At 70.5% G+C, this 22,477-nt stretch carries 22 protein-coding genes and 1 pseudogene; 12 read left to right on the top strand and 11 right to left on the bottom strand.

What is annotated here, in order from left to right:
• Nucleotides 1–151 precede the first annotated feature (151 nt).
• The 6 genes from ACZ7L0_RS20320 (at nucleotide 152) to ACZ7L0_RS20345 (ending at nucleotide 7,310) form a co-directional block, all read left to right on the top strand.
• Nucleotides 152–1,705, top strand: coding sequence for an ABC transporter substrate-binding protein (locus ACZ7L0_RS20320; protein ID WP_471243862.1), 1,554 nt, complete (start codon nucleotides 152–154; stop codon nucleotides 1,703–1,705).
• Complete coding sequence (locus ACZ7L0_RS20325) at nucleotides 1,690–2,694, top strand: ABC transporter permease (protein ID WP_471243863.1); 1,005 nt, start codon at nucleotides 1,690–1,692, stop codon at nucleotides 2,692–2,694. Before ACZ7L0_RS20320 ends, ACZ7L0_RS20325 begins: the two co-directional genes overlap by 16 nt.
• Nucleotides 2,691–3,539 (top strand): ABC transporter permease, encoded by an 849-nt coding sequence (locus tag ACZ7L0_RS20330; protein ID WP_471243864.1) that lies wholly within the window; start codon nucleotides 2,691–2,693, stop codon nucleotides 3,537–3,539. The genes ACZ7L0_RS20325 and ACZ7L0_RS20330 overlap by 4 nt, the downstream gene beginning before the upstream one ends.
• On the top strand, nucleotides 3,536–5,074 hold the full coding sequence (locus tag ACZ7L0_RS20335) for an ABC transporter ATP-binding protein (protein WP_471243865.1): 1,539 nt from the start codon (nucleotides 3,536–3,538) through the stop codon (nucleotides 5,072–5,074). Before ACZ7L0_RS20330 ends, ACZ7L0_RS20335 begins: the two co-directional genes overlap by 4 nt.
• 100 nt (nucleotides 5,075–5,174) lie before the next feature.
• Nucleotides 5,175–5,717 (top strand): DUF1707 SHOCT-like domain-containing protein, encoded by a 543-nt coding sequence (locus ACZ7L0_RS20340; protein ID WP_471243866.1) that lies wholly within the window; start codon nucleotides 5,175–5,177, stop codon nucleotides 5,715–5,717.
• 426 nt (nucleotides 5,718–6,143) lie between these two features.
• Entirely contained in the window at nucleotides 6,144–7,310 is a 1,167-nt protein-coding gene (locus ACZ7L0_RS20345) for an ATP-binding protein (protein ID WP_471243867.1), read from the top strand.
• 135 nt (nucleotides 7,311–7,445) lie between these two features.
• Here ACZ7L0_RS20345 and ACZ7L0_RS20350 read toward each other — a convergent pair whose 3' ends face one another.
• On the bottom strand, nucleotides 7,446–8,204 hold the full coding sequence (locus ACZ7L0_RS20350) for a hypothetical protein (protein ID WP_471244002.1): 759 nt from the start codon (nucleotides 8,202–8,204) through the stop codon (nucleotides 7,446–7,448).
• Nucleotides 8,205–8,392: 188 nt separating this feature from the next.
• On the opposite strand from ACZ7L0_RS20350, the gene ACZ7L0_RS20355 reads away from it, so the two are divergent.
• The gene (locus ACZ7L0_RS20355; RefSeq protein WP_471243868.1) at nucleotides 8,393–10,618 is read left to right on the top strand and encodes a HEAT repeat domain-containing protein; all 2,226 of its coding nucleotides are present in this window, start codon (nucleotides 8,393–8,395) and stop codon (nucleotides 10,616–10,618) included.
• Between the two features lie 337 nt (nucleotides 10,619–10,955).
• Here the strand turns inward: ACZ7L0_RS20355 and ACZ7L0_RS20360 are convergent, their stop codons facing one another.
• Nucleotides 10,956–11,663 (bottom strand): TetR/AcrR family transcriptional regulator, encoded by a 708-nt coding sequence (locus ACZ7L0_RS20360; RefSeq protein WP_471243869.1) that lies wholly within the window; start codon nucleotides 11,661–11,663, stop codon nucleotides 10,956–10,958.
• Between the two features lie 145 nt (nucleotides 11,664–11,808).
• Here ACZ7L0_RS20360 and ACZ7L0_RS20365 point away from each other — a divergent pair, with 145 nt between their 5' ends.
• The gene (locus tag ACZ7L0_RS20365) at nucleotides 11,809–12,690 is read left to right on the top strand and encodes an NmrA family NAD(P)-binding protein (protein WP_471243870.1); all 882 of its coding nucleotides are present in this window, start codon (nucleotides 11,809–11,811) and stop codon (nucleotides 12,688–12,690) included.
• 143 nt (nucleotides 12,691–12,833) lie between these two features.
• On the opposite strand, the gene ACZ7L0_RS20370 is transcribed toward ACZ7L0_RS20365, so the two are convergent.
• The 3 genes and pseudogenes from ACZ7L0_RS20370 to ACZ7L0_RS20380 all read right to left on the bottom strand — a co-directional run.
• A complete protein-coding gene (locus tag ACZ7L0_RS20370) occupies nucleotides 12,834–13,289 on the bottom strand; it encodes a hypothetical protein (protein WP_471243871.1) in 456 nt (151 codons plus the stop codon).
• 73 nt (nucleotides 13,290–13,362) lie between these two features.
• On the bottom strand, nucleotides 13,363–16,212 hold the full coding sequence (locus tag ACZ7L0_RS20375; protein WP_471244003.1) for an ATP-binding protein: 2,850 nt from the start codon (nucleotides 16,210–16,212) through the stop codon (nucleotides 13,363–13,365).
• 42 nt (nucleotides 16,213–16,254) lie between these two features.
• A pseudogene (locus ACZ7L0_RS20380) lies at nucleotides 16,255–16,470 on the bottom strand (AfsR/SARP family transcriptional regulator); the annotation flags it as partial.
• A 316-nt stretch (nucleotides 16,471–16,786) separates the two neighbouring features.
• Here ACZ7L0_RS20380 and ACZ7L0_RS20385 point away from each other — a divergent pair.
• The 3 genes from ACZ7L0_RS20385 to ACZ7L0_RS20395 all read left to right on the top strand — a co-directional run bounded on the left by ACZ7L0_RS20385 (nucleotide 16,787) and on the right by ACZ7L0_RS20395 (nucleotide 19,139).
• Entirely contained in the window at nucleotides 16,787–17,266 is a 480-nt protein-coding gene (locus ACZ7L0_RS20385; RefSeq protein WP_471243872.1) for a hypothetical protein, read from the top strand.
• A gap of 205 nt (nucleotides 17,267–17,471) precedes the next feature.
• Nucleotides 17,472–18,581: a serine hydrolase domain-containing protein gene (locus ACZ7L0_RS20390; protein ID WP_471243873.1), complete on the top strand. Its 1,110-nt coding sequence runs from the start codon at nucleotides 17,472–17,474 to the stop codon at nucleotides 18,579–18,581.
• 123 nt (nucleotides 18,582–18,704) lie between these two features.
• Nucleotides 18,705–19,139: a VOC family protein gene (locus ACZ7L0_RS20395; RefSeq protein WP_471243874.1), complete on the top strand. Its 435-nt coding sequence runs from the start codon at nucleotides 18,705–18,707 to the stop codon at nucleotides 19,137–19,139.
• Nucleotides 19,140–19,300: 161 nt separating this feature from the next.
• On the opposite strand, the gene ACZ7L0_RS20400 is transcribed toward ACZ7L0_RS20395, so the two are convergent.
• Both ACZ7L0_RS20400 and ACZ7L0_RS20405 read right to left on the bottom strand, forming a co-directional pair.
• Complete coding sequence (locus ACZ7L0_RS20400; protein WP_471243875.1) at nucleotides 19,301–19,618, bottom strand: hypothetical protein; 318 nt, start codon at nucleotides 19,616–19,618, stop codon at nucleotides 19,301–19,303.
• A 121-nt stretch (nucleotides 19,619–19,739) separates the two neighbouring features.
• Complete coding sequence (locus ACZ7L0_RS20405; protein ID WP_471243876.1) at nucleotides 19,740–20,291, bottom strand: LLM class flavin-dependent oxidoreductase; 552 nt, start codon at nucleotides 20,289–20,291, stop codon at nucleotides 19,740–19,742.
• A gap of 122 nt (nucleotides 20,292–20,413) precedes the next feature.
• On the opposite strand from ACZ7L0_RS20405, the gene ACZ7L0_RS20410 reads away from it, so the two are divergent.
• Nucleotides 20,414–21,265, top strand: coding sequence for an alpha/beta fold hydrolase (locus tag ACZ7L0_RS20410; RefSeq protein WP_471243877.1), 852 nt, complete (start codon nucleotides 20,414–20,416; stop codon nucleotides 21,263–21,265).
• Nucleotides 21,266–21,304: 39 nt separating this feature from the next.
• On the opposite strand, the gene ACZ7L0_RS20415 is transcribed toward ACZ7L0_RS20410, so the two are convergent.
• The 4 genes from ACZ7L0_RS20415 to ACZ7L0_RS20430 are packed head-to-tail and all read right to left on the bottom strand — an operon-like array spanning nucleotide 21,305 to nucleotide 22,343.
• Nucleotides 21,305–21,610 carry an alpha-L-rhamnosidase C-terminal domain-containing protein gene (locus tag ACZ7L0_RS20415; protein ID WP_471243878.1) on the bottom strand — a complete coding sequence of 102 codons (306 nt, stop codon included), beginning with the start codon at nucleotides 21,608–21,610 and terminating at the stop codon, nucleotides 21,305–21,307.
• On the bottom strand, nucleotides 21,586–21,864 hold the full coding sequence (locus tag ACZ7L0_RS20420) for a hypothetical protein (protein ID WP_471243879.1): 279 nt from the start codon (nucleotides 21,862–21,864) through the stop codon (nucleotides 21,586–21,588). Before ACZ7L0_RS20420 ends, ACZ7L0_RS20415 begins: the two co-directional genes overlap by 25 nt.
• Nucleotides 21,865–21,870: 6 nt before the next feature.
• Nucleotides 21,871–22,176 carry a carbohydrate ABC transporter permease gene (locus ACZ7L0_RS20425; protein WP_471243880.1) on the bottom strand — a complete coding sequence of 102 codons (306 nt, stop codon included), beginning with the start codon at nucleotides 22,174–22,176 and terminating at the stop codon, nucleotides 21,871–21,873.
• Complete coding sequence (locus tag ACZ7L0_RS20430; protein WP_471243881.1) at nucleotides 22,149–22,343, bottom strand: hypothetical protein; 195 nt, start codon at nucleotides 22,341–22,343, stop codon at nucleotides 22,149–22,151. The genes ACZ7L0_RS20425 and ACZ7L0_RS20430 overlap by 28 nt, the downstream gene beginning before the upstream one ends.
• Nucleotides 22,344–22,477 lie beyond the last annotated feature (134 nt).

Genomic DNA, 22,477 nt, shown 5'->3' on the forward strand with positions numbered 1-22,477 from the left:
TCGCACTCTCCATGTCAACTCATGCTTCCGTGCGCCGATTTGATGCTTCGGCAGGGCGGGCGAACGGCTCCGCGCGTCTTGCGGCACAGGATCTTCTTAGGGTAGGCAAGCCTAAGCAATCCGCCCCATGTGAGTTGGAACGAGGTCGTACGTGAACCTGAACAGACGTCAAGTGCTGTGGGCCGGGGGTGGAATGGGTGCGGCCGCACTCCTGGCCGCCTGTGCCGGTGGTGACGAGACCTCGTCCGACTCCCCGGCGAAGGCGAGCGGGAAGCCCCGGCGCGGCGGCACCCTCAGGGTCGGTGCGCTGGGCCGCGCCTCGGCCATCACCCGTGACCCGCACGGCACCCAGGCCAACGAGAGCGACTACCTGATCATCTCCCTGGTCTACGACACCCTCACCGTGCCCGGCGCCAAGCCGAACACCGGGCCCCGCCTCGCCGCGAGTTGGCAGGCGTCGGACGACCTGAAGACCTGGCGTTTCACGCTCGCGAAGGGAGCGAAGTTCCACGACGGTACGCCGGTCACCGCGGCCGACGTCGTCTGGTCGCTGAAGCGACTGCGCAACACCCCCGCGGGCGCCTCCCGGCTGCCCGGCATCAAGCCCGAGAACATCAAGGCCGAAGGCGACGACACGGTCGTCCTGGTCTCCGACTACGCCAACGCCGAACTGCCGCAGCTGACCCGCCTGACGACGTTCGTCCTGAAGAAGGACACTGCGGACAAGGAACTCGGCAAAGCGCCCGGCACCGGCCCGTTCAGGCTGGAATGGTTCCGCTCCGGCAATGCCCGACTGGTCCGCAACGACGACTGGTACGGCGGCGACGTCCACCTCGACGCCATCGAGGTCAAGATCTTCGAAAGCCCCCAGGCGATGGCGAACGCCCTGCTGGCCGGACAGATCGACGTCGCCTCCAACGTCGGCGCGGTGGCGGCCCGTACGGCCGAGAAGCGCGGGGGCATCCAGACCGTGCGCCGCCCCAACGACATGGCGATGCCGATCGTCATGCGCACGGCCGACGGACCGTTCGCGGACGCGAAGGTACGCGAGGCGCTACGGCTGGCCGTGGACCGCGAGGCCATGGTCAAGCAGGTGCTGTCCGGCTACGGCACGGTCGCCAACGACATCCTCGGCACCGGCGACCCCGCCTACGCCAAGGACATCCCGCAGCGGGGGCGTGACCTGGCCAAGGCCAAGTCGCTGCTGGCGGAAGCCGGCTTCGACCTGTCGAAGACGTACAAGCTGCTGACCACCGAGGACATCGCGGGCCTCGCGGAAGCGGCGACGCTGTTCGCCTCGCAGGTGCGCGAGGCCGGTGTCAAGGTGGAGGTGGTCAAGCAGGAGTCGGCCACGTTCTGGGACAAGACGTGGCTCAAGGGCGACCTGTACACCACCTATTGGGGCACCAACGACTCCGTGGTGTTCTTCGCGAGCAAGACCATGGTCTCCGACTCCGGCCAGAACGAGGCGGGTTGGAAGAACGCCGAGTTCGACACCGCCTACCGCAAGGCGATGGCCACCAAGGACGCGGCGGCACGGGCCCAGGTTCTGCGTGAGCTCCAGCGGATCGAGCACGACCAGTCCGGCTACCTGCTGTGGGGCATGGCCGACGGCATCGACCTGGCCGGCGCGGCCGTGCGCGACCTGCCCACACTGCCCGGCTACGGACGCGTCCAGTTCGAGACGGCATGGCTGGCTCGCTGACCCGCGGTGAACCGGTAGGGGCCACCCGGCCCCGGCCGGTTCCCGCGGCAGCACGTACGGCCCTGTACACGGCCGGCGTCATCGCGCGCCGCGTCCTGCTGCTGGCCGTGCTGCTCGCCGGCGTCTTCGCCGCCGTCGAACTGCTCCCCGGCGACGCGGCCACCGCCACCTCCGAGCGCGGGGAGAGCGCGAGCGACCTCGCCCGGCGGCGCCAACTGCTCGGCCTCGACCGACCCGTCCCCGAACGCTTCTGGGACTGGATGACGGGCCTGCCCACCGGCGACCTCGGCACCTCCGCACGCGGAGAGCCCGTCACCGACCTGCTCGCCCACCCGTTCCCCAACACCCTGCTGCTCGGCGGGCTCGCGCTCCTGGTGACCCTGGTCGCCTCGGTCGCGCTCGGCTGCTGGGCTGCGGCCCGCCCCGACAGCCCGCTCGACCGGGCCGTGTCGGCGAGCGCCACCGGCATCCTCGCGCTGCCGGAGTTCGTCGTCGCCGTCGCCCTCGTCCTCGTCCTCTCGCTGTGGACCGGCTGGCTGCCCGCCGTCACCCTGACCGACGCCGACGGCTCGCCCGCCTCCTGGAAGATGCTCGTCCTGCCCGTCCTCGCCCTGGCGATCCCGCAGATCGGCTGGAACACCCGCATCGTGCGGGCCGCCCTGGCCGACGAGGCCAAAGCCCCGCACATCGAAACCGCCGTACTCGACGGACTGCCCCGGCACCGCGTCCTCACCCACCACCTGCTGCCCGGCGCCCTGCCCACCATCGCCGCCGGCCTCGCCACCTCCACCGGCATGCTCCTGGGCGGCGCGGTCGTGGTGGAGACCGTCTTCAACTACCCCGGCATCGGCTCCGTCCTCGCCGGAGCGGTCACCGACCGGGACAGCCCCGTCATCGCCGGGGTCGTCGCCGTCACCGGCGCCGTCATCACCGGAGTCCTCCTGCTCGCCGACCTCGTACGCACCTGGGCCTCGGGAGGCCGGACATGACCGCGCCCCTTGTGCACCCGGATCCGACCGTGCGCCGGGCCGGCCGACGGACCGCCCTGCGAGTGCTCCCGGCCCTGCTGCTCACCGTCCTCGCCCTGGCCGGACCGTGGCTCGCCCCGCACGCCATCGACGCCCCGGTCACCGCGCCCTACGCGGAACCCGGCGGCGACGCCCCACTCGGCAGCGACCAGCTGGGCCGGGACGTCCTCAGCCGCGTCCTCGCCGGAGGACGCGAACTCGTCGTCACCTCGCTGCTCGTCGCCGTCCTCGTCACGGCCGCGGCCGCGATGCTCGGCGCGGTCAGCGTCCTGCGCCCGGCCGTCGGACGGATCGTGGAACGCACCGCCGACGTACTGCTGCTGCTGCCCGCCGTGCTCGGCATCCTCCTGGTCACCCTCTCCTGGCCGGACGGCGGACGCCTGGCCGTCGTCGCCGCGTCCGTCGTCCTCGGCGTCCCCTACGCCGTGCGGCTGGTCTCCGGCGCGGCCGCGCCCGTGGCCGCCTCCGGCTATGTGGAGGCGGCAGCCGTCGGTGGCGAGCGGCTGTGGTACCTCGTCGCCCGGGAGGTCCTGCCCAACCTGCGGGCGACACTCCTGGCGCTGTTCGGGCTCCGCTTCGTCGCCGCCGTCTACCTCGTCGCCACCGCCGGCTTCCTCCAGGTGGGCCCCCAGCCACCCGCCGCCGACTGGGCGTTGATGATCCGCGAGAACTCCGCCGGCATCCTCCTCAACCCCTGGGCCGTCCTCGCCCCCAGCGTCGCCATCGGCCTGCTCGCCATGAGCGTCAACCTGGCGGCCGCCGCCCTCGTCCCCGCGACCGGCCGGAAGGCGGTGCCCGCGCTGTGAACCACATGCCCGACTGGTATTCCGACAGCCGCGCGCCGGACGGGGAGAACACGGTACGGATCTCGGGCCTGACCGTCGCCGCCCCGAACGGCCGCCTCCTGCTCGACCGAGCCGACCTGGAGCTGGCCCCCGGCCGCGTCACCGCTGTCGTCGGCCCCTCCGGCTGCGGCAAGACAACCCTGTTGCGGGCCGTGACCGGCGCACTGCCCGCAGGCACCGAACGCACCACGGGCACTGTCACCGTCCTCGGCCAGGACCCCCTCGTCCTGCCCGCCCCGGCCCTGCGCACCCTGCGCCGCCACCACCTCGCCTACGTCGGCCAGGACCCCGGCTCCGCCCTCAACCCGCGCATCAAAGTACGCCGACTGCTCACCGAAGTCGCCGTCGACAAGGGGCCAGAGGCGATCCGGGCGCAACTCGCCGAGGTCCGGCTGCCCCTGGACGACGGCCTGCCCGACCGACGCATCGGTGGGCTGTCGGGCGGCCAGCAACGCCGGGTCGCGCTCGCCCGTGCACTGGCCCGCCGCCCCGCCGTCCTGCTCCTCGACGAACCGACGGCCGGACTCGACACCGTGCTGCGCGACGAGATCGCCGACCTCCTGCGCCACCTCGCCGAAAGCCACGGCATCGCCGTCGCCCTCTCCTGCCACGACCCCGGCCTGGTCACCCGGCTCGCCGACGAAGTCGTGGACCTGACCGGCCCGCACCTCCGGACGACCCCGCGCACCGAACCGGCCCCGCGCCAGCCCGCCCCCACCCCGTCCGACGGACCGCCCACACTCATCGCATCCGGCCTCCGCGCCGCCCACGTCCACCGCGGCCGCCGCGTCCCGGTACTGCACGCCATCGACCTCACCCTCGCCGCCGGAACCAGCCTCGGAATCGTCGGCCCCTCCGGCTCCGGCAAGACCACCCTGCTCCGCACCCTCGTCGGCCTGCACCGCCCCACCGCCGGCACCGTCAGCCTGGACGGCACCCGCCTGGCCCCCGCCGCACACAGCCGCTCCCGCGAACAGCGCCGCCGCCTCCAACTCGTGCCGCAGGACCCCCTGGGCACCCTCAACCCCAGCCGCACCGTCGGCGCCACCCTGCGCCGTCCGCTCCTGCTGCACCGCAGGGCCGGGCGGGCCGAGGCATCCGACCGTGTCCTCGAACTCCTGGAGCAGGTCGACCTGCCCGCCGCCTTCGCGGACCGCTACCCCCACGAACTGTCCGGCGGACAGCGCCAACGCGTCGCCGTGGCCCGCGCTTTGGCGGTCGACCCCGACGTGCTCATCTGCGACGAGGTCACTTCGGCGCTCGACGCGGACACCGCCGCAGCCGTCATGGACCTGCTGACAAACCTCCGCGACCGGCGCGGCCTGTCCCTCATCCTCGTCAGTCACGACCTGCGCCTAGTCGCCGACCGGACGGACTCGCTGGTTGTGATGTCCGAGGGACACGTGGTCGAGTCGGGCCCCACCGCACACCTGTTCACCTCACCGTCCCACCCCGTGACAACCGCCCTGGCCACGGGGATCCCGCTCGGCGGCTGACCACGACGGGATGTACCTGGCGGGGGCGCCCCCATCGGATGCCTTGCCCGCTACGGACTTTGGCGCGTTCGTATCGCCGGCACGGCAGTAGGGTGAAAAGGTGACCGCTTTACCGGAAGACCGGCCGCCACTGATCAGCGAAGACGACCGTGACACGGCCGTGCGGCGCCTGCAGGAGGCGTACGCCGAAGGGAACATCTCGCACGAGGATTTGGACGAGCGTCTCCACCAGGTGCTCACTGTCAAGACGCACAGCGAGCTCGCGTCGGCTCTGGCCTCGCTCCCCGAGGAGAACGCGGGCACCACGTCCACGATCGCCGCCGCCGGCGGACGGATCCAGCGGCGCGGCGTATGGCGGGTGCCTCGGAACCTCAAGGTCGAGTCCGCATTCGGAAGGGTGTACCTGGACCTCTCCAGGGCGGTCATCGAGCATCCAGTCGTCGACATCGAGTTGCAACTCGGCACCGGCGGGGCCAAGATCACGGTGCCTCGCGACGCGATCGTCGACATCGAGGATCTGCGCACCGGGTGGAAGGACTCGCACTACAAGCCCCTGCGGCGCTCCCGCCCCAGCGGACCGAGGATCCGGATCTCTGGGGCCATGGGGTTCGGGCGATTGAAGATCCGCCACGCGCGGCGTTGAGGTTCCATCCGCCACCAGGACCACCTGTCCGGCACTTCTTCGTCCCCGCTCGACTGGTGGTGCCGTGACCGCATGGGGCGTCGGGTTGAGTTCATGCCGCGACGGCGAGGAGACGTCCGCCCCGGCGGAGCGTACTTCAGCGCTGCCAACGGGTCAGGCTCCTTCCTGCGGCGGTTGACAGGGAGTTCTGGGCGGGCGAGTGACCTACCGGAATCGGGGGCCTTGGCGTCGCCGGGAATGGGACCGTAGGCGGCCTTCGGCGGGCCCAGGCCGTGCTCTGGCCGCAGGGCGCGCCCCTTGGGCCGATTGCCTCCTGGCGGGCGCCCACCTACCCGTCCACGGCCTCGGTGAACCGACTCTGACCTGGTCTTTTCCGGGTTTCGGCATAGGCTGGGGAGATCTGCTGGACACCATCCGGGGGGCCTCGTGAGTCAGGAAGGCATCAGGTACGACGCCAGCCACATCGAGGTGCTGGAGGGGTGGGAAGCCATTCGGAAGCGGCCCGGGATGTACGTCGGCTCGACCGGTGAACGCGGCCTGCACCAAATGGTGTTCGAGGTCGCCGGCCGGGCCGTGAACGAGGTCCTGGCCGGTCGCGCCGGCTCCGTCGACGTCGCTCTCTCGCCCGACGGCGGCGTACGTGTCGCAGACGACGGGCCGGGCGTCCCCGTGGAGGCCGCCGCCGGGGACACCTGCGGTCCCGACCTCGAAGCCCTGCTGACCCGCACGCACGCCGGGGCAGGGCCTGGGGGTCGCCACGCCGCGGCGATGAGCCTCTTCGGCATGGGACCCTGCGTCACCAACGCCCTGTCGAGCCGCCTGACGGCCGAGGTACGGCGTGAAGGAGTGTGCTGGGTCCAGGAGTACGATCACGGCGTCGCGCTCACCCCGCCCACCGCCGTAGGGCCGGCGACCGGAAGCGGGACCACCATCACCTTCTGGCCCGACACCAACATCTTCGGGACGGCGGAATGCTCGTTCGCCGTGCTGGCGGAGCGCTTCAGGGAACTGGCCTTCCTGAACCAGGGCCTGAGCATCTCTCTGACCGACGAACGCCCCCCAGGCGGATCCCGGCCGGTGCGGTACCAGTTCCCGGACGGGGCACGGGACTTTGTCGCCTTCCTCGAGGCACGGGCTGGGGCCCCCGTCCACCCGGACATCATCGGCTTCGCGCGGGAGGACCCGCGGATGGCGGGAACGGTGGAGGTGGCCCTGCGATGGTGCGGCTCCCGCGAGGGGCAGATCCGGAGCTTCGCCAACAGCGTGCTCACCCCCGACGGCGGAACACACGAGAAGGGCTTCCGCGACGGGGTAGCGGCCGCGGTCACCTCGTACGCGCGGCAGCTACGGCTGCTGACGGTCGCCGACCCCGATCTCGGAACCGACCAGATCGACGACGGCCTCACGGCGGTCGTGTCGGTGAAGCTGGACAGTCCGGAGTTCCTCGGCGCCACATGCGGCGCGCTGGGCGGCGCCGCAGTGCGCGCCTGCGTCGCGGAGGCCGTCCGGGAACACCTCGGCGCGCGGCTGGAGGGGCACCCGGATCAGGCCGCCGTCGTCGGCCGGATCGTCCGCGGCACCCGCCGGAACTGAGCGGCAGCCAGACGACCGGGACCGGCGAAAGCGGGGACCCGGCCGTCGGCAATCGCGAGCACGGCGATCAGCAGCCGCGAGCGCACATTCAGATGCCTCTTGCTACTCGGGTAGGCGGCGGCACACGAAACGAGCTCAGTAGCGGTGGTTGGGCCAGTGCGGGTCCTCCCAGCGAGCGGGACCGGTGAGTCCAAGCAGCCGTATCCGGTGGAGCAGTTCCTCGGGTACGTCCTGGGCTTGCAGCCGTGCGAGGGCGTGGCGGACCAGCCAGGCCGCGAGCTCGGTGCGCAGGGTATCTGTGTCGTCCCACGGGTCCCATGGAAGTTGGTCTCCCAGCAGGTCGTACTCCCAGTGGGCAGCCGCTTCGGCCAGGTGCTGGTCGGCGACCGGGTGATCGAGCGCCTCCCAGGTGCTGAGCCACGGGCTGAGCGTGGCGGATGCCTCGGTGCACAGCGCGAGGACCTCATACACGGGGACAGCGGGAGCCGGTTCGGTGAGGATGTGAGCCCACCAGGCATGCAGGAACTCCCATACCGCCGCGCTTTGGTGCGCGGGCCACTGCTGCCAGTCGCCCCGAGAGAACGAACGTCCGACCTCGGCCATGCCGAACATGGGCTCCATGTGGCCGTTGACCAGAGCTCTGGCGAATTGAGGCAGGATACGGCGCAGCACAGCGCCGTGGTCGTTCCAGTCGGGGGCATTCCACGTACGACGCAGAAGGTCCGGATCGAGCTCCACGTCCGGGGTCTTCAACAGCGCGAGTTCTTCTTCGCTGCCCCAGTGGCAGTCACACTGGGTCTCGTCGCTGTGGGCGGTCATACCGCGAAAGGTGACGGCCAAGCAGTCCAGAGCACGGTCGAGTCGGAGTCGTACGGGACTGTCGTCGAGGTTCATCGTTGTCGGCACGGCCTTCAAGGACTCCGGGTGGCTTCCGCCAACCGAAGATCACAACCCTACCGGTCCCAGCTGCCGTCGTCACCGGAAATCGCCCCCTCTCCCAGCCGCTTGCGATGTCTCGGGTACCACTCGGCGAAGAAACGTCCCGTGTGGCGCTGTCGGACCCATGTGACAGGATCCGCCTCATGGATCTTGCTGCCGCGTTTGCAGACCTCGACCGGGTTGCCTGGCCGGAACTGCACCATGCCTATGGTCCCGCTGATGATGTACCCGGTCTGCTGCGCGCGTTGACGGCCGCGGACGACGAGGCCGCGGCGGAGGCCGAGCAGGAGCTGTGGAGCAGCATCGTGCACCAGGGCACGGTGTACGAGGCCACGGTGCCGGCTGTTCCCTTTCTGGCCCGTCTCGCGTCGGCTGGTATCCGCCGTGCAGAGCTGCTCGGCATGTTGGGTGCCATCGCCGAGAGCACGGACGACTCGGGCCTGGACCAGCCGGGTGCGGCGCGTGCGGCCGTCGTCGCGCAGCTGCCGCTGATGCTGCCCTTGCTGTCGGACGCCGCCCCCGAGGTGCGGCAGTGCGCGGCCTGGGCGGTGGCCCAGTGCGGGTGGGCGGCGGGACCGGCCGCCAAGGCGGCGTTGCGGCAATGCTGGGAGGCGGAAACCGATCCGGTGGTGCGTGCGGACGTGCTGACCGCGTTCGTACTGGTCGACCGGGAGGCGGCCGAGGAGCTGTGCGCGGCCGCCTTGCGCGCTACGGAGCCCGCACCGGTGCGCGTGGCAGCGCTCCTGGCCTGTGTGGACACCGGTCGCCCCTGGGACAGGCAGTTGGCCGCCGTCGTAGCGGGGCTGTCGCCACTGGAGCCGCACACCGCAGGCGGCCAGTGGCAACGGGAGCCGCTCAAGGACCTCGTCATCGGCCTGTACGAGCGTGGCGACCTGGAGGCGGCGATCGAGGTTGTCGTCTCGGCGCTGGAACGCGCGGTGGAGGCCGTACGCGCCGACACGGATCCCCGGACGACGGTCGCAGAGGCGACCTGGGCGGCCGCGTCGCTCGCCCTGCGCTCAAGGACGGCACCGGCGCGGTTGCTGCCGGCGATGCTGCCGCTGTTGGACACTCCGGCCACCGCAGACAACGTCATCACCGCGCTGCGCGACTGGGCCGAGCCCGCCCCGCAGGCGGTCCCGGCACTGATCCGCCTCGCGGAGGGAACGAGTGAATCGGCCGACCGTGCCCTGGCAACCCTGGTGTCGCTGGGCGCGCCCGAGGCGGCGGATCTCCTCGCGCGACGGCTGACGGACCGGCCGCACACTCTGAAGGCCGCCTTCCAGCGCACCACGCAACTCCCCCCGGCTCCACTGCCGTGCACACCGGCGTTGCTCGACACTGTCCGCACACGGCTGGCCGCTGTGACAGCCGAAGCCGCGACACAGCGCAAGCGCCAGTCGCTGCTGGCGGGCGGCCTCGCGACCGTCAACGAGCCGGTTTATCTCGCCGGTCTCCTGGCGGGTTGGGGGCCCTCTGCTCGGGCCGCGATACCCGAGTTGGTGGACGCTCTGCCGCATCACCCCGTCCCGGTCAGCCGGGCGCTCGCCGCGGTCGCCGACGCGAAGCTCGACCCAGGAGTGGTCACCGCCCTGCGAGCCTGCGCCGAGGACGGCCCCCGGCCGAACCGCCAGGCGGCCGCGACCGCGCTCCACACACTGACGGACGACGCCGGACCCTTGGTCGCCGTCCTGGGGACGGCGCTCAGCGAGCAGAGCGGTACGCGCGAGCAGTGTGCCCAAGCCGCCGTCTCACTCGGCGAACATGCCCGCCCGCTCGTTCCCCACCTCCAGGCGCTGCTGGCCGAACCGGCGGAGAGCCGGACCACCATCCCCGCAGTCCGAACGGGGCTGGCGGCGGCTGCTGCGATATGGAAGCTGACTGGTGATCAGGGGATCGTACTGCCCATGGTCCTGGAGGGCCTGACCTGGGCAACCAGACCATGGGGCCACCAAGCCGCGAACCGCGCGGCCGAGGTCGCCGTTCTCCTCGGTCCCGCCGCGCGGCCGGTCACCCCTCACCTGGTGCCGATGCTCGACCGACCGGACACGGTCGTAGCCGCCGCGCGGGCACTGGTGGCCGCGCACCCGGGAAGTGACCGCCCCGCCGGTGTCACGCTCACCGAGCTTGTCGACCGCATCCTCCCCTCAGCCGCGCCAGGCGCGTACCTGAACTCCGCGTTGGCCGCGCTCGAGGCCCTCGCCACCCTCGGCCCCGCCGCGTTCACCCCCACCCAACTCGACCGTGTGCAGATGCTCGCCGACGGGGAACGCCGCATCGTGGGCTCAGGTGTCCAGACCGAGATCATTCACAACGACACGGAGTTCCGCGCCGTCGCCCGGCGCGTGCTGGCGGACCTGGCGCGCTGAACTGTGCCCACCGGCCCCATCCAGCACAACGGGGGTGGCGCTATCGCTGACGTGAGCGACCCTCGTTCGGCTCGGTGGTCTCCGACCCGGCATCTTGGAGATCCTTCGCCACTTCCGCCACAGCACCGACTCCGCTCTCGGACCCGCGGCTCGGACTGTGCCGCTGATCACCAACACGCGGACACGATGCTCTCGGTTCTCGCCCACATCCCCGGCGTCTCGATCGAGAACCGATGCCAGAACTCACCGACACCCGCTCTCCGGCGTCACCTGCACGGCTAGCCGCCGGTGGCACCGGCGCGCCCCTCGTCCCCCTGTGGCCTGAACCGGAGACGCATTACATGTCTTTGGCGATGCGGTCGAGCAGCTCGGTGAGCAGGCCGTGCTCGCCCGCGGTCAGCGCACTGGTCCGCGGGAGCAGGGCACGCAGAGCAAGCGCTGCGCCGGCGGGACCTGGCGTCTCCGTGGCGGGAGCGTCGGTCGTGATCGCGGCGATGACCGCTTCCCTGGCCAGGTGGGACACGGTGAGGTCCCGGCAGTCCTCGGGGGTGGCGATGAGGGTGAGGGTGGTGCCGCCGCCGACGGCGTGGACCAGCTGGGTGGCGCGCGCCTCGTCGATCCGCAGTCGGCCTGCCTCGGCGATCCGGTGGATGTGGGAACCGAGGATTTCCAGCGCGGTCGAGGCGGCGGGAGACAGGGCGCCGGGGCTTGGCTCGGCGTACATGAGGGTGTACAGGGCCGGGTTGGCGAGGCCGAATTCCAGGTTGAGGTTCCAGCCGGTGCGCAGGTCCTCGACCGGATCACCTGTGGGCTCAAGGCCGGCCTTCGCGCCGATATGGGTGGCGAAGCCGTGTGAGGCGACCGCGTCGAGCAGGCCCTGCTTGTCGCCGAAGAGCCGGTAGATGGTCGGCGCCTGGACGCCTGCCGCGGCGCTGACCGCGCGGGTCGACACCGCTTCGCGTCCGCCGTCGGCGAGAAGCCGGGAGGCGGCGGTGATGATCCGTTCACGGTTGCTCTCCGCCGAAGCGGAGCGGTCGGTCTCCATGGTTTCCAATGATAACGGCTCACTGTTAGCGGTTTGCCGAATCATCGGAAACGTGACACCGTTAACAGTGGAAACAGGGGTGGGCGAGAGCCGATGATCCGGCACGGCGCCCCGCACCGAAACCGTCCCACTACAGGAGGCTGCCGTGATCGTCATTACCGCTCCCACCGGCCAGATCGGCCACCAGGTCCTCGACACACTGCTCGACAGCGGTCATCCGGTCCGTGTGATCGCCCGCGATTCCGCCCGACTGGCTCCGCGTACGCGTGAGCGGGTCGAGGTCGTGCAGGGCTCGCACAGTGACCCCGAGATCCTCGCCAAGGCGTTCAAGGGCGCCGACAGTGTCCTGTGGCTGGTCCCGCCGAACCCTGGCGCCGACGACATCCTGGACCACTACCTCGACTTCACCCGCCCGGCCTGCGACGCCTTCAGGACTCAGGGCGTTGAGCGCGTCGTCGGCGTCACCAGCCTGGGCCGCGCCTACGGCGAGCACGCCGGGCTGCTGTCACCAGCGTTCGCGATGGACGACATGATCGAGCGCGCCGGGGTGAACTACCGGGCCCTGGCCATGCCGTTCTTCATGGAGAACCTTCTCAACCAGGTCGAGGCGATCAAGGCGCAGGGGATGTTCTTCCTGGCGAACTCGGCGGACCGCCCGCTGGCGACTGTCGCCACCCGTGACATCGCCGCGGCCGCCGCCGGTCTGCTCGGGGACGGCTCCTGGAGCGGGCAGGGCACCGTCCCGGTGATCGGCGACACGTTGTCCCCCGATGAGATGGCGCAGGTCCTGACCGAGGTGCTGGAGCGGCCGGTTCGCTTCCAGCAGGTCGACGAACTGGCATACAAGGCGACGATGATGCGGTACGGCATGAGCGACGCCTGGGCGCAGGGCCTGGTCGACATGGCCGCCGCCCAGAACGACGGCATCTACGACGCCGAGCAGAAGTCCCTGGCCTCGGCCGCCCCCACCGGCTTTCGTCAGTGGTGTCAGGAGGTGCTCAAGCCTGCCCTCCTCACGGCTTCGTGAAGCGCGGCACGATCGGGCTCGCGGAGTGGCTGGGGCCTGTCCTTTCCCTCGTGCTCTTCCTCGTGGCGGGTTTGGCGTCGGGCATCGGATGGCGTCCGGGGAGTCGGCCCATTAAGGAGCCGTCGGACGCCGTCGGGCAGCCCCTAGGAGGCAGCCGATGTGCCGGTTGACGCCGGCGTTTTGCCGGGCGGGGTGGGCTGGCCGGTGAAGACGGCGAGGTGCCAGGTTCCCTTGTCCCGGGTCACCGTGAAGGTGTCGTTCATGGGCTTGCCCGCCTTGTCCGTGGCGGCGAGATGGGCGCTGCCGGTGTCGGGGCCCATGTCGTGGTCGATCTCGAGATCGCTGATCTTCCATCCTCGGCCGCCTTTGTCGGTGAGGATCTTCGCTGCTTCTCGTCGCGACCAGGGCTCGTCTTTCACGCCGCCGATCCGGATGAGGCTGGTCGCGCTGCGTGCGTTGAGAGCGGTGACGTAGTCGTCGACGGCCTGGCGTGCGCCGTCAGCCGGTGAAGTGGCCCGCTCGGCTTCGTCGTCGTGTGACGAGCAGCCGGTCAGGGCCAGTAACGCGAGCGCGGCGGCGGCGAGGTGGCGAAGGTTCACGGCGGGGCTCCTTCATCTCATGAGGGGGCAGCAGCTTGACATGTGCGGTGGGCATGCCCTCGGCGTGCGCCGTCTACCCGGCCGACACGGAGAGGAGAATCTTGCGCGCCTCTTTCGCGCGTGGAGAGCCCAGGGCGGTGTAGAGGGACAGCGCCTGGTGAAGGTGATCGATGGCGTGCGCCCGCTCCCCCCTGCCCTGCCGGACGAGGGCCGTACCGATGTGGGCGCGGGCCTGTTCCTCCTGTTCCCCGATTCCACGGGCCACTTCCAGCGCGGATGCGTGAGCTTCCAGGGCCTCGGCGTGCCGTCCGGTGCCGTGCAGAGCCTCGCCCAGGCCGTTGAGGGCGCCCGCCTCCCCATACGGTTCCCCGGTCCGCCGGAAGTGGACCAGGGCCTGGTGCTGATGCTCGGCGGCCTCCTCGTACCTGCCCTGACGGCACAGCGCGTTCCCGAGGTTGGACAACGCGTGTGCCTCTCCGCCGGTGTGCCCGAGCCGCCGGAAGAGAGCGAGCGCCCGCTCGAAGCGCCCGGCCGCGGCCGAGTGGTCGCCCAGCCGCGCCAGTACGATCCCCAGGTTCCCGAGGGCGCTGGCCTCCCCGAAGGTATGGCCCGTCTGCCGGTACAGTGCCAACGCCTGCTGATACCGCTCGATCGACGCCGGGTAGTCCTCCAGCAACTCCCGTACGATGCCGAGGTTGTTCAGCACGTCGGCCTCACCGTGGGCATCACCGACCGCGCGAAACAGCTCGACCGCCCTCTCATGGTGCTCGGCGGCCTCCCCGTACCGGCCCTGCAACTCGTGCAGCACGCCCACATTGGTGAGATGACGCGCCTCCCCGGTCCGATACCCGACCCGCCGGCACAGCGACAGCGCGTCCGCGTGGTGCTGGTGAGCGGTCTCGTAGTCTCCGAGCCGCCGGTGTACCGCGCCGACACAAGCGAGGACATCGACCTCACCACGGGCGTCTCCCACCGCACGGGCCGCCCGCACGGCGTGCGTGTGAACGGTCAGCGCGTCGGCGAAATGCCCCGAGCGCTCGTAATGGCGGTGGAGCGTGGTGGCGAGCCGCACGGTGTGCCGGGACGGCCCGGGCTCCTCGGTCCTGGAACACAGCACCACCAGCGTGTGCTGCGCGGCGCGCAGCCACGCGCGGCACTCGTCGGCCGTACGCAGCGGCGGCAGACCGGTGTCGGGCACCTCGACGGCGGGACGCAGATGCCGTTCGGCGGGATACAGCACATCCATGGCCACCGCCGACGCCGCCAGACAGTGGTCCAGCAGACGGGTCACGGCGGCGTCCCGCTCCACCGCCCCCTCGTACCGGCTCGCGAGCTCCGCGGCGTAGGCACGCAGCAGGTCGTGCATGCCATGGCGGCCGGGCCCGGTCCGATGCACCAGGTGCGCACGGGCCAGGACGTCCAAGGACCGCCGCGTCCGTTCCACGGGCTCGCCGGCCAGGGCGGCGGCCGAGTGCACGTCCACATCGGGCCCCGGGTGCAGGCCCAGCAGCCTGAACAGGCGCGCCTCATGCTCGGGAAGGCGGTCGTAGGACCAGGAGAAGACGGACCGCACGGCAGCCCGGGGATCTCCGTCGTCGGAATCCAGCAGATCCAGCCGGCGCCGATGGTCCCGCAGCTCCTCCACCAGCTGGGCCAGGGAATCCAGGGGACGTGACACCACCAGTTCGGCCGCCACCCGCAGGGCCAGGGGCAGCCACCCGCACTGCTCGGCCAGAGCGGACGCGGCCGCGTGGTCCGTGTCGACGCGCGGCCCGATCAGGGCGCGCAGCAGGGCCAGTCCCTCGTGCGGGGAGAGGACGTCCAGGACCACTCGGTTCGCCCCGTGCACCGTCACCAGGGACGACAGCGAGTCCCGGCTCGTGATCACCACTTTGCACGTCGGGCTCCCGGGCAACAACGGGCGCACCTGCGCCGCGGAGGCGGCATTGTCGAGGAGGACGAGCAGACGCCGTCCGTCGACCGCTGTGCGGTAGCGCGCCGCCCGGTCGTTGAGCCGCAGCGGTATCTCCTGGCCGGGCACGCCCAGCGCGGTGAGGAACCCGGCGAGGGCCTGAGCGGCGGAGACCGGCTCATCCGGATCATAGCCTCGGAGATCGACGTAGAGCTGTCCGTCGGGGAAGACCTCACGCACCTGGTGCGCCCAGTGCACCGCCAGCGCGGTCTTGCCCACGCCCGCGGTGCCGGAGACGGCGGAGACGAGCACCGCCGCCCCGCACTCCCCACCCTCCGGACCGTCCGTGGCGACCAGGCACCGCGTGAGCTCGGCCAGTTGCTCCTCTCTCCCGTGGAAGGGCCGTACGGCCATGGGGAGTTGGGCGGGAATCGGGACCAGGGTCGGGACGGCCGTACTGACAGCGACCGCCTCGGATCCCGCACCCGGCGACTCCTCCCGTCCGGTGCCGCGCAGCATCTCCTCGTACACCGCCTGCAGTTCACGGCCCGGGACCACGCCCAGCTCGGCGCGGAGCTGCCGGCGGATCCCGGTGTACGTGTGCACTGCCTCGGCCGTTCTTCCGGCGGTGGCCAGGCTCCGGATCACCGCCACGGCGAGCGGCTCGCACAGCGGGTGCTCCGCCTGCAAGGGCTGCAGGATGGTGAGAACTTCCTCGGGCCTTTCCTGCCGCAGCAGTACGCGGGCCCAGGCGAGCGCAGCCTCGACACGTTCCTGCGTCCACGCGGTCCGCGTGCGCTCCGCCCACGCCCCCGGCACCCCCGCCAACGGCACACCGCGCCACAGCCGCAGTGCCTCCTCCAGGACGTGCGCGCGGCGTGTGTCGGACAGCTGCGGCTCGCGCCCTTGCACGACGAGCGAGCGGAAACGGAGCAGGTCGACGGCGTGCTCGTCCGCCTCCAGCACGTATCCACCGGAACCCCTGCGGATGCGGAGCGGTGGCTGGGGCATCTCCGCCTCACCACCGCCTGCCGCGGATACCGCGTCGTCAAGGAGCCGCCGCAGACGGCTGATGTGCGAATAGAGGACCGACCGGGCCCCATCGGGCGCGGCGGTGTCCCAGACGCGATCCACCAACGTGTTCACGGGGACCGGTCGGCCGGTATCGGCCGCCAGCGCTGCGAGGACCGCTCGACGACGCGGCTGCCCCGTGTCGACCACGCACCCCGCGACGCGCAGTTCCAAGGGTCCGAGTAGGTGCAGGTTCATGGTGCCTCACGTGGGACGGGCGGTGGAACGACCAGCCGGTGGCGGGGTTCTACGTCCGCCGAGCAGGAGCCGGGATTCCAACGGCCCTCCGTCATTCGCTCCGGGGCCGTCGCAGGACGGCCGTCACAAGGTTTTCGCAAGGTTCACCGTAGATCCTCACCTCACGTGCCGTCAGGCGGATCGCGGCAGGCGCTGCGGGCCGCACAGAGCACCGACGCCGGCCCGCGCAGGGCTCCCAGGGAGGGGCGTTGCCACCCACCCTGCCGGCAGTAGCGCGAGGCATGGCCTAGCCGACGCAACAAGAGAATGGAACCGCATGCGCAACATGATGTCCCGAGCGAACCGAACGGTGGTCTCCATCGTTGCCACCGCCTTCATGGCGTCCGGAGCAGTCGTCGCGGGGGCGACGACCGCCTCCGCGGACGGGTGCGTGGGTCCCCTGTGCGGCGCGGTGAAGAACAGGACCGGCGGCACGATGCACTACACGATGAGTCTCGGCGAGGGCCCGCACTACTGCGACGTGTGGAACTGGGACGGCGGCACCGGGAGCGAGTTCAAGCACGCCAAGTGCAAGCAGGAGTCGTTCGGCAACGGAACGCGGGGCGGTAACGGCACCGGCCAGGACGTCGACGCCTTCACGTTCGCCACCCGCGGGTACCACGAGCGGTTCTCGCGGGTCGGTACCTGGCACTGGCGGAAGAAGGGTGTCTGGACGAAGATCCGGAGCGGCGAGATCGCCGACTGCGGCGTCGGTGACAAGAACGAGGTCTGGTGCACCGTGCTCGTGCAGGCCTGAGACATCCCGGAAGGCGGCGGCACATGGCACGTGCCGCCGCCTTCCGGCGTGACGACGTGCCGTTCGAGGAGACAGGTGCCCGGTACGCCACCAAGCCACAAGACGGGCGAGTACGGCGAGGCGGAGATGCGGGACCGGTACCGGGGACGGTCGCCGGCCGATATTGGGTTGCCGCCCGCCACGCCGATGCGGGCTAATGCCACCCATGGCTGACATCCAGGGCTCGTACGACGAACTGTTCACCGCGGTGCCCACTGCGCTCGGCGCGTTGCTGGACGGCGGGGACGTGGGTGGGTCGGTGGCGGTGTTCGTGGGCGGGGAGCCCGTCGTGGACGTGTGGGGCGGGTTCGCCGACGCGGAGCGTACGGTGCCGTGGGAGCGGGACACGATCGTCAATGTCTGGTCCGTCACCAAGACGATGACCGCGTTGTGCGCGCTGGTTCTGGCCGACCGGGGTGACCTCGACCTGGACGCGCCGGTGGCCCGGTACTGGCCGGAGTTCGCCGCGGCCGGCAAGGAGGAGGTCCTGGTCCGCCATCTGCTCTCGCACACCGCGGGCCTGCCCGACTGGGACGGGACCGTCGAGGAGCTCTACGACTGGCCGTCCGCCACGGCGCGGCTCGTGGCGAAGGCTCCGCAGTGGGAGCCGGGCAGTGCGGCCGGGTATCACTCGCTCACCCAGGGGTTCCTGGTGGGTGAAGTGGTGTGGCGGATCAGCGGGCGGAGCGTGGGTGAGTTCTTCGCCGACGAGGTGGCCGGGGCGCTGGGGGCCGACTTTCATATCGGGCTGGCCGCCGAGCACGATCGGCGCGTGGCGCTCACCGTCCCGCCGCCGGGACGGGACGCGGAGTACCGGGCCAGCGCGCCCGGCAGCGACGCCGCCGCCCACGCCGCCGGGACCGCCATCCGCGTCCGCGACGGCAACAGCCTGGCCTGGCGGCGCGCGCAGATCCCCGCGGCGAGCGGCTTCGGTAACGCCCGCTCGGTCGCCCTCGTGCAGTCCGTGATGGCGTGCGGAGGGGCGGTGCTCGGGACGCGGCTGCTGTCGGCGGCGGGGTGTGACCGTGCGTGGGAGGAGCAGTTCAACGGCGACGACCGGGTACTGGGGATGCCGGTGCGCTGGGGTCTGGGCTACGGCCTGTTCGGCAGCACCTACGGGTGGGGCGGCTGGGGCGGCTCGGTGGTCATGATCGAGCCCGAGGCCCGGATGGTGGTGGCGTACGTGACCAACCAGATGCGTGAACCCGCCGAGGACAACAGGGGGTTGGAGATCCTCATGTCCGCCTACGACGGCCTCAAGGGGCTGCGCGGCTAGAGCGCTTTGTCGCCCCCTGCGACCGCACTACGCAGCAGCGGCTCGCAAGGACCGTCCTCCCGTCAACCTGCCGATTCCTATGGGGAGATGAGCGACAGAGGGTCCCCCTGTTATGGTGCGCCTGTGTCTTCGATCAAGCAGTTCCAAGTCACCTTCGACTGCGCAGAACCTGCGCGCCTCGCCGGCTTTTGGTGCGAGGTGTTGGGGTACGTCGTACCGCCGATCCCGAGTGGGTTTGCCACTTGGGAGGACTACCATCGCTCGCTGCCGCCTGAGGATCAGGTCGTCTACTTCGCATGCAGCGATCCCTCGGGTGTGGGCCCCCGCCTGCTCTTCCAGCGCGTTCCCGAAGGGAAGATCGTCAAGAATCGGGTGCATCTCGATGTGCGGGTCGGAACCGGACTCGTGGGTGAAGAGCGCCTCGCCACGCTGGAGGCCGAATGCGCACGACTGGTCGCGCTCGGTGCGGTGCACGTGCGAACACTGCTTGCCGATGACGACAACGAGTCGTGCATCCTGATGCAGGACATCGAGGGCAACGAGTTCTGTCTCGACTGAGCATCCTTCGCGACGGCGAGACCCTCGCCTTTCAGACGGCAGTCGCGAAGGATCTTCCAGGTCTTCATCCGTGCGAAGACGTGCTCGCGGACAAGATCCTCTCTGCCGTGAACAGCAGTTACGGGGCAACCCTTAGCCACTGATGGCATTCCAGCAGCCGGTCAGATCGCGCTGGGTATGTATCGCTCCGCAATGACTCCGGCCGTCATCCGCAGTCTCGCGTAATAGGTCTTGCAGTAGTCGTCGCCGATCAGGGGCAGGATCTTGTCCAGGTCCGCGATGCACGCCCAGAGGATCGCGACGCCCTCATCGTTGAGCCCGCCGTTGAGTTCCCTTTGGGTGAGGGCGGCGACGTCCGCATCGAGCAGGATCAGCTCCACCCCTTCGAAGTCCACTCCACGGAAGCCTGCGGGGAACGGCGCGCGCATGTGCTCCTCCCACAGCTGGGGGAGCCGGCCGTCATGGTTTCGTTCGCTCATGACCGTGATCATTTCCTTTGGAGTGGCCGGTGCGGAAGAGGGGGGGAGTCGCGGGGGAGTTGTCCGGTCGCCCCCGCCCATGACAGACGCGGTTGTGGACGGTCGACCAGGCGCGCTGGCGTCAATCGATATACGTCCTAAGTGAGTTGCGGCGAGACCTCGGTCGCGACCCACTCCATCGCCATCCCCGCATGCCCAGTCTCGACGGGCAGCCACAGGGTGCAGGCGGTGAGCCCCGCCTCGGTGAGCCGCCCGAGGTCGTCGGCGACGCTCGCTGCGGTGGGTGCGGCGCCGCCGAGTGGTCGTCCCGGGTGCGAACCGCCGCGGGGATACCGGGCGGAGTGAGGAACGCGGCTGAAGCGAGCGTCAGGCGGTCGGCGTTCTGCGTGTCGCCGGCGAACTCGTCCGGGTTCCAGCCGGTGCCGACGCCCAGGATCAGGCGGCCGCCGGACACGACGTCCAGGGTGGCCGTTTGGTTGGCGAGTACCAGCGCCGGGTAGTACGGCGCGACGAGTACGGACGTCAGCAGCCGCAGGCGCGTCGTCACCCCCGCGACGGCCGACAGCAGAGCAAGCGGCCGCCCCGTTTCCCCGGCCAGTCTCGCGCCCCCTCGTGGTGCGCCGCGAGTGCGGTCGATCGCGAGGACTCGCTTGCTCCCCGTTGTCTCCCGCACATAGCATTACGATTGTAATCCAATGGCGGCCCCGGAGGGTGCCGCCCTTGTGCTGGGGCAGGCGGCATCCGATGTGATCGGCATGGATGTCAACGCACACCCGTCAACAGGAGAAGGACATCATGAGCACGTACCTGGCAGACAAGGCCGAGGACCTCACCGTGGAGGGTCCCTCCGCGACGTTCACCTACCGGCGGATGGGTCCGCGCGGCGGCGTCCCGCTGGTCCTCCTGAACCGCTTCCGCGGAACCATCGACTGGTGGGACCCGGAGTTCCTGGACTACCTGGCCGCCGACCACGATGTGATCGTGTTCGACAACGTAGGCGTCGGCTACACCGACGGCGAGCCGCGCGACTCCCTCGAGGGATTCGCTCAGGGAGCCATCGAGTTCATCGACGCACTCGGCCTGGCGCAGGCCGACCTGCTCGGCTGGTCGCTGGGTGGCATCGTGGCCCAGCGTGTGGCCGTGCGGCGCCCCGAGCTGGTGCGCAAGCTCGTCGTGGCGGGCAGCGGCCCGGCCGGCTGGGTGCCCGACGCTCCGCCCTTCAGCGAGAAGGTCCTGGGCATCATGGCCAAGCCCGACGCCGACCTGGAGGACATGCTGTACCTGTTCTACCCGGAGACGGAGGCGGCCCGCGCCTCTGGGCGCGAGCACTTCGACCATGTCTCGACCCGGCTCGCCGACGGCGGCCCCGCGGTCTCCGAGACGGCGGCCCAGGGCATGCTCACCGCGGCGGCCACTCTCCTGGCGGCCCCCTTCGACCAGGTGGTGGCGGAACTGGAGGCCATCAAGCAGCCCGTCCTCTACGCCAACGGCCTGCACGACGTGATGATCCCCGCCCACAACTCCTACGTCGCGGTCCAGCACCTCGACAACGCCACCCTCGTGCTCTACACCGGCGCCGGCCACGCGTTCCTGTTCCAGTACGCCAAGGCCTTCACCAAGCAGGTGGCCGACTTCCTCGCCGCCTGACCACGCTGATCCCACCGGTTGTCCGCGCACTCACCCGGCTCAGTCATGGCGGGTGGGCGATGCGGGCTGTTGGGTGTGGCGCTCCGGTCGCCAGGTCGTGGTGGTACCGGTGGCCAGGATGGTCACGCCGCCATCGGGCCACTCGATCCGTGCTCTTGTGCCGGTGGGCACGGTCGTGTGCACCTCGATGCCCGAAGCGCGCAGCTCCCATCGGATCGCCACGCGGCCGTACGGTGACTCGTGGGCGGCGCCGGCCCAGGAGATGCCGCCGCCCGGTCGTGGGCGGAAGACGATGTCCCGGTAGCCGGGTGAGGCGGCGGTCAGCCCGGCGACCGTGGTGTGCACCCACTGGGCGACCGCGCCGAGGGCGTAGTGGTTGAAGAGCTCCTCGGAAGCGACCCGGCGAGGTCGTTGACGAACTCGGACTGCGTCTTGAACGAGCTCAGCATCAGCCACAGCAGCGGCGCCACCTCGATCACCAGCAGCAGGGCGACGAGTGCGTTCCGCACCGGACGCCGGGCGGGCAGGCCCTTCCGACGGGGCGCCGTCGGCCGGTGGGGGAGAAGTTCCCGTGGAGGCGCCGTCAGGGTGTCGGTCATGGGAGTTCAGCCCTTGGTCAGGTCGCGTCGCGAGAAGCGGAAGATGATGAGGGAGACGCCCAGGCAGACGACGGTGAGCAGCGATGCGATGGTGCTGCCGTAGCCGTAGTCGCCGTAGGAGAACGCGGTGCGGAACATGTACAGCGTCAGGGGTGTTGTGTCGCTGCCCGGTCCGCCGTTGGTCAGGGCCAGGACCGAGTCGAACACCTTGAGGGTGCCGTTGATGCTGAAGACGGCCGACGACAGCACCGCCGGCCAGGAGAGCGGCAGGACGATGTGCCGGATCAGCCGCCGTCCCGTGGCGCCGTCCATCCGCGCGGACTCGATCGTCTCGTCGGGGATGTCGAGCGTCCCGCGCAGATGAGCACGCCGTAGAAGCCCATGGAGCGCCATACATCCATCACGACCAGGACGAGGAAGGCCCCGCCGCCGTCGGCGAACCAGTCCCCGTGGTGGATGCCCAGCGCCTCGACTGACATGCCGGGCGAGGTGAAGAGTCGAGACTGCCAGGAGGGTCGATGCGCGATTTCGGCGATGACCTCATCTCCTTCGGGGCGTCGTCTTGCAGGCTCATAGAATTACGCTCATAATGTAATGATGCTGCTCCCTCCCC

The sequence above is a fragment of the Streptomyces sp. NPDC039424 genome (assembly GCF_055639495.1).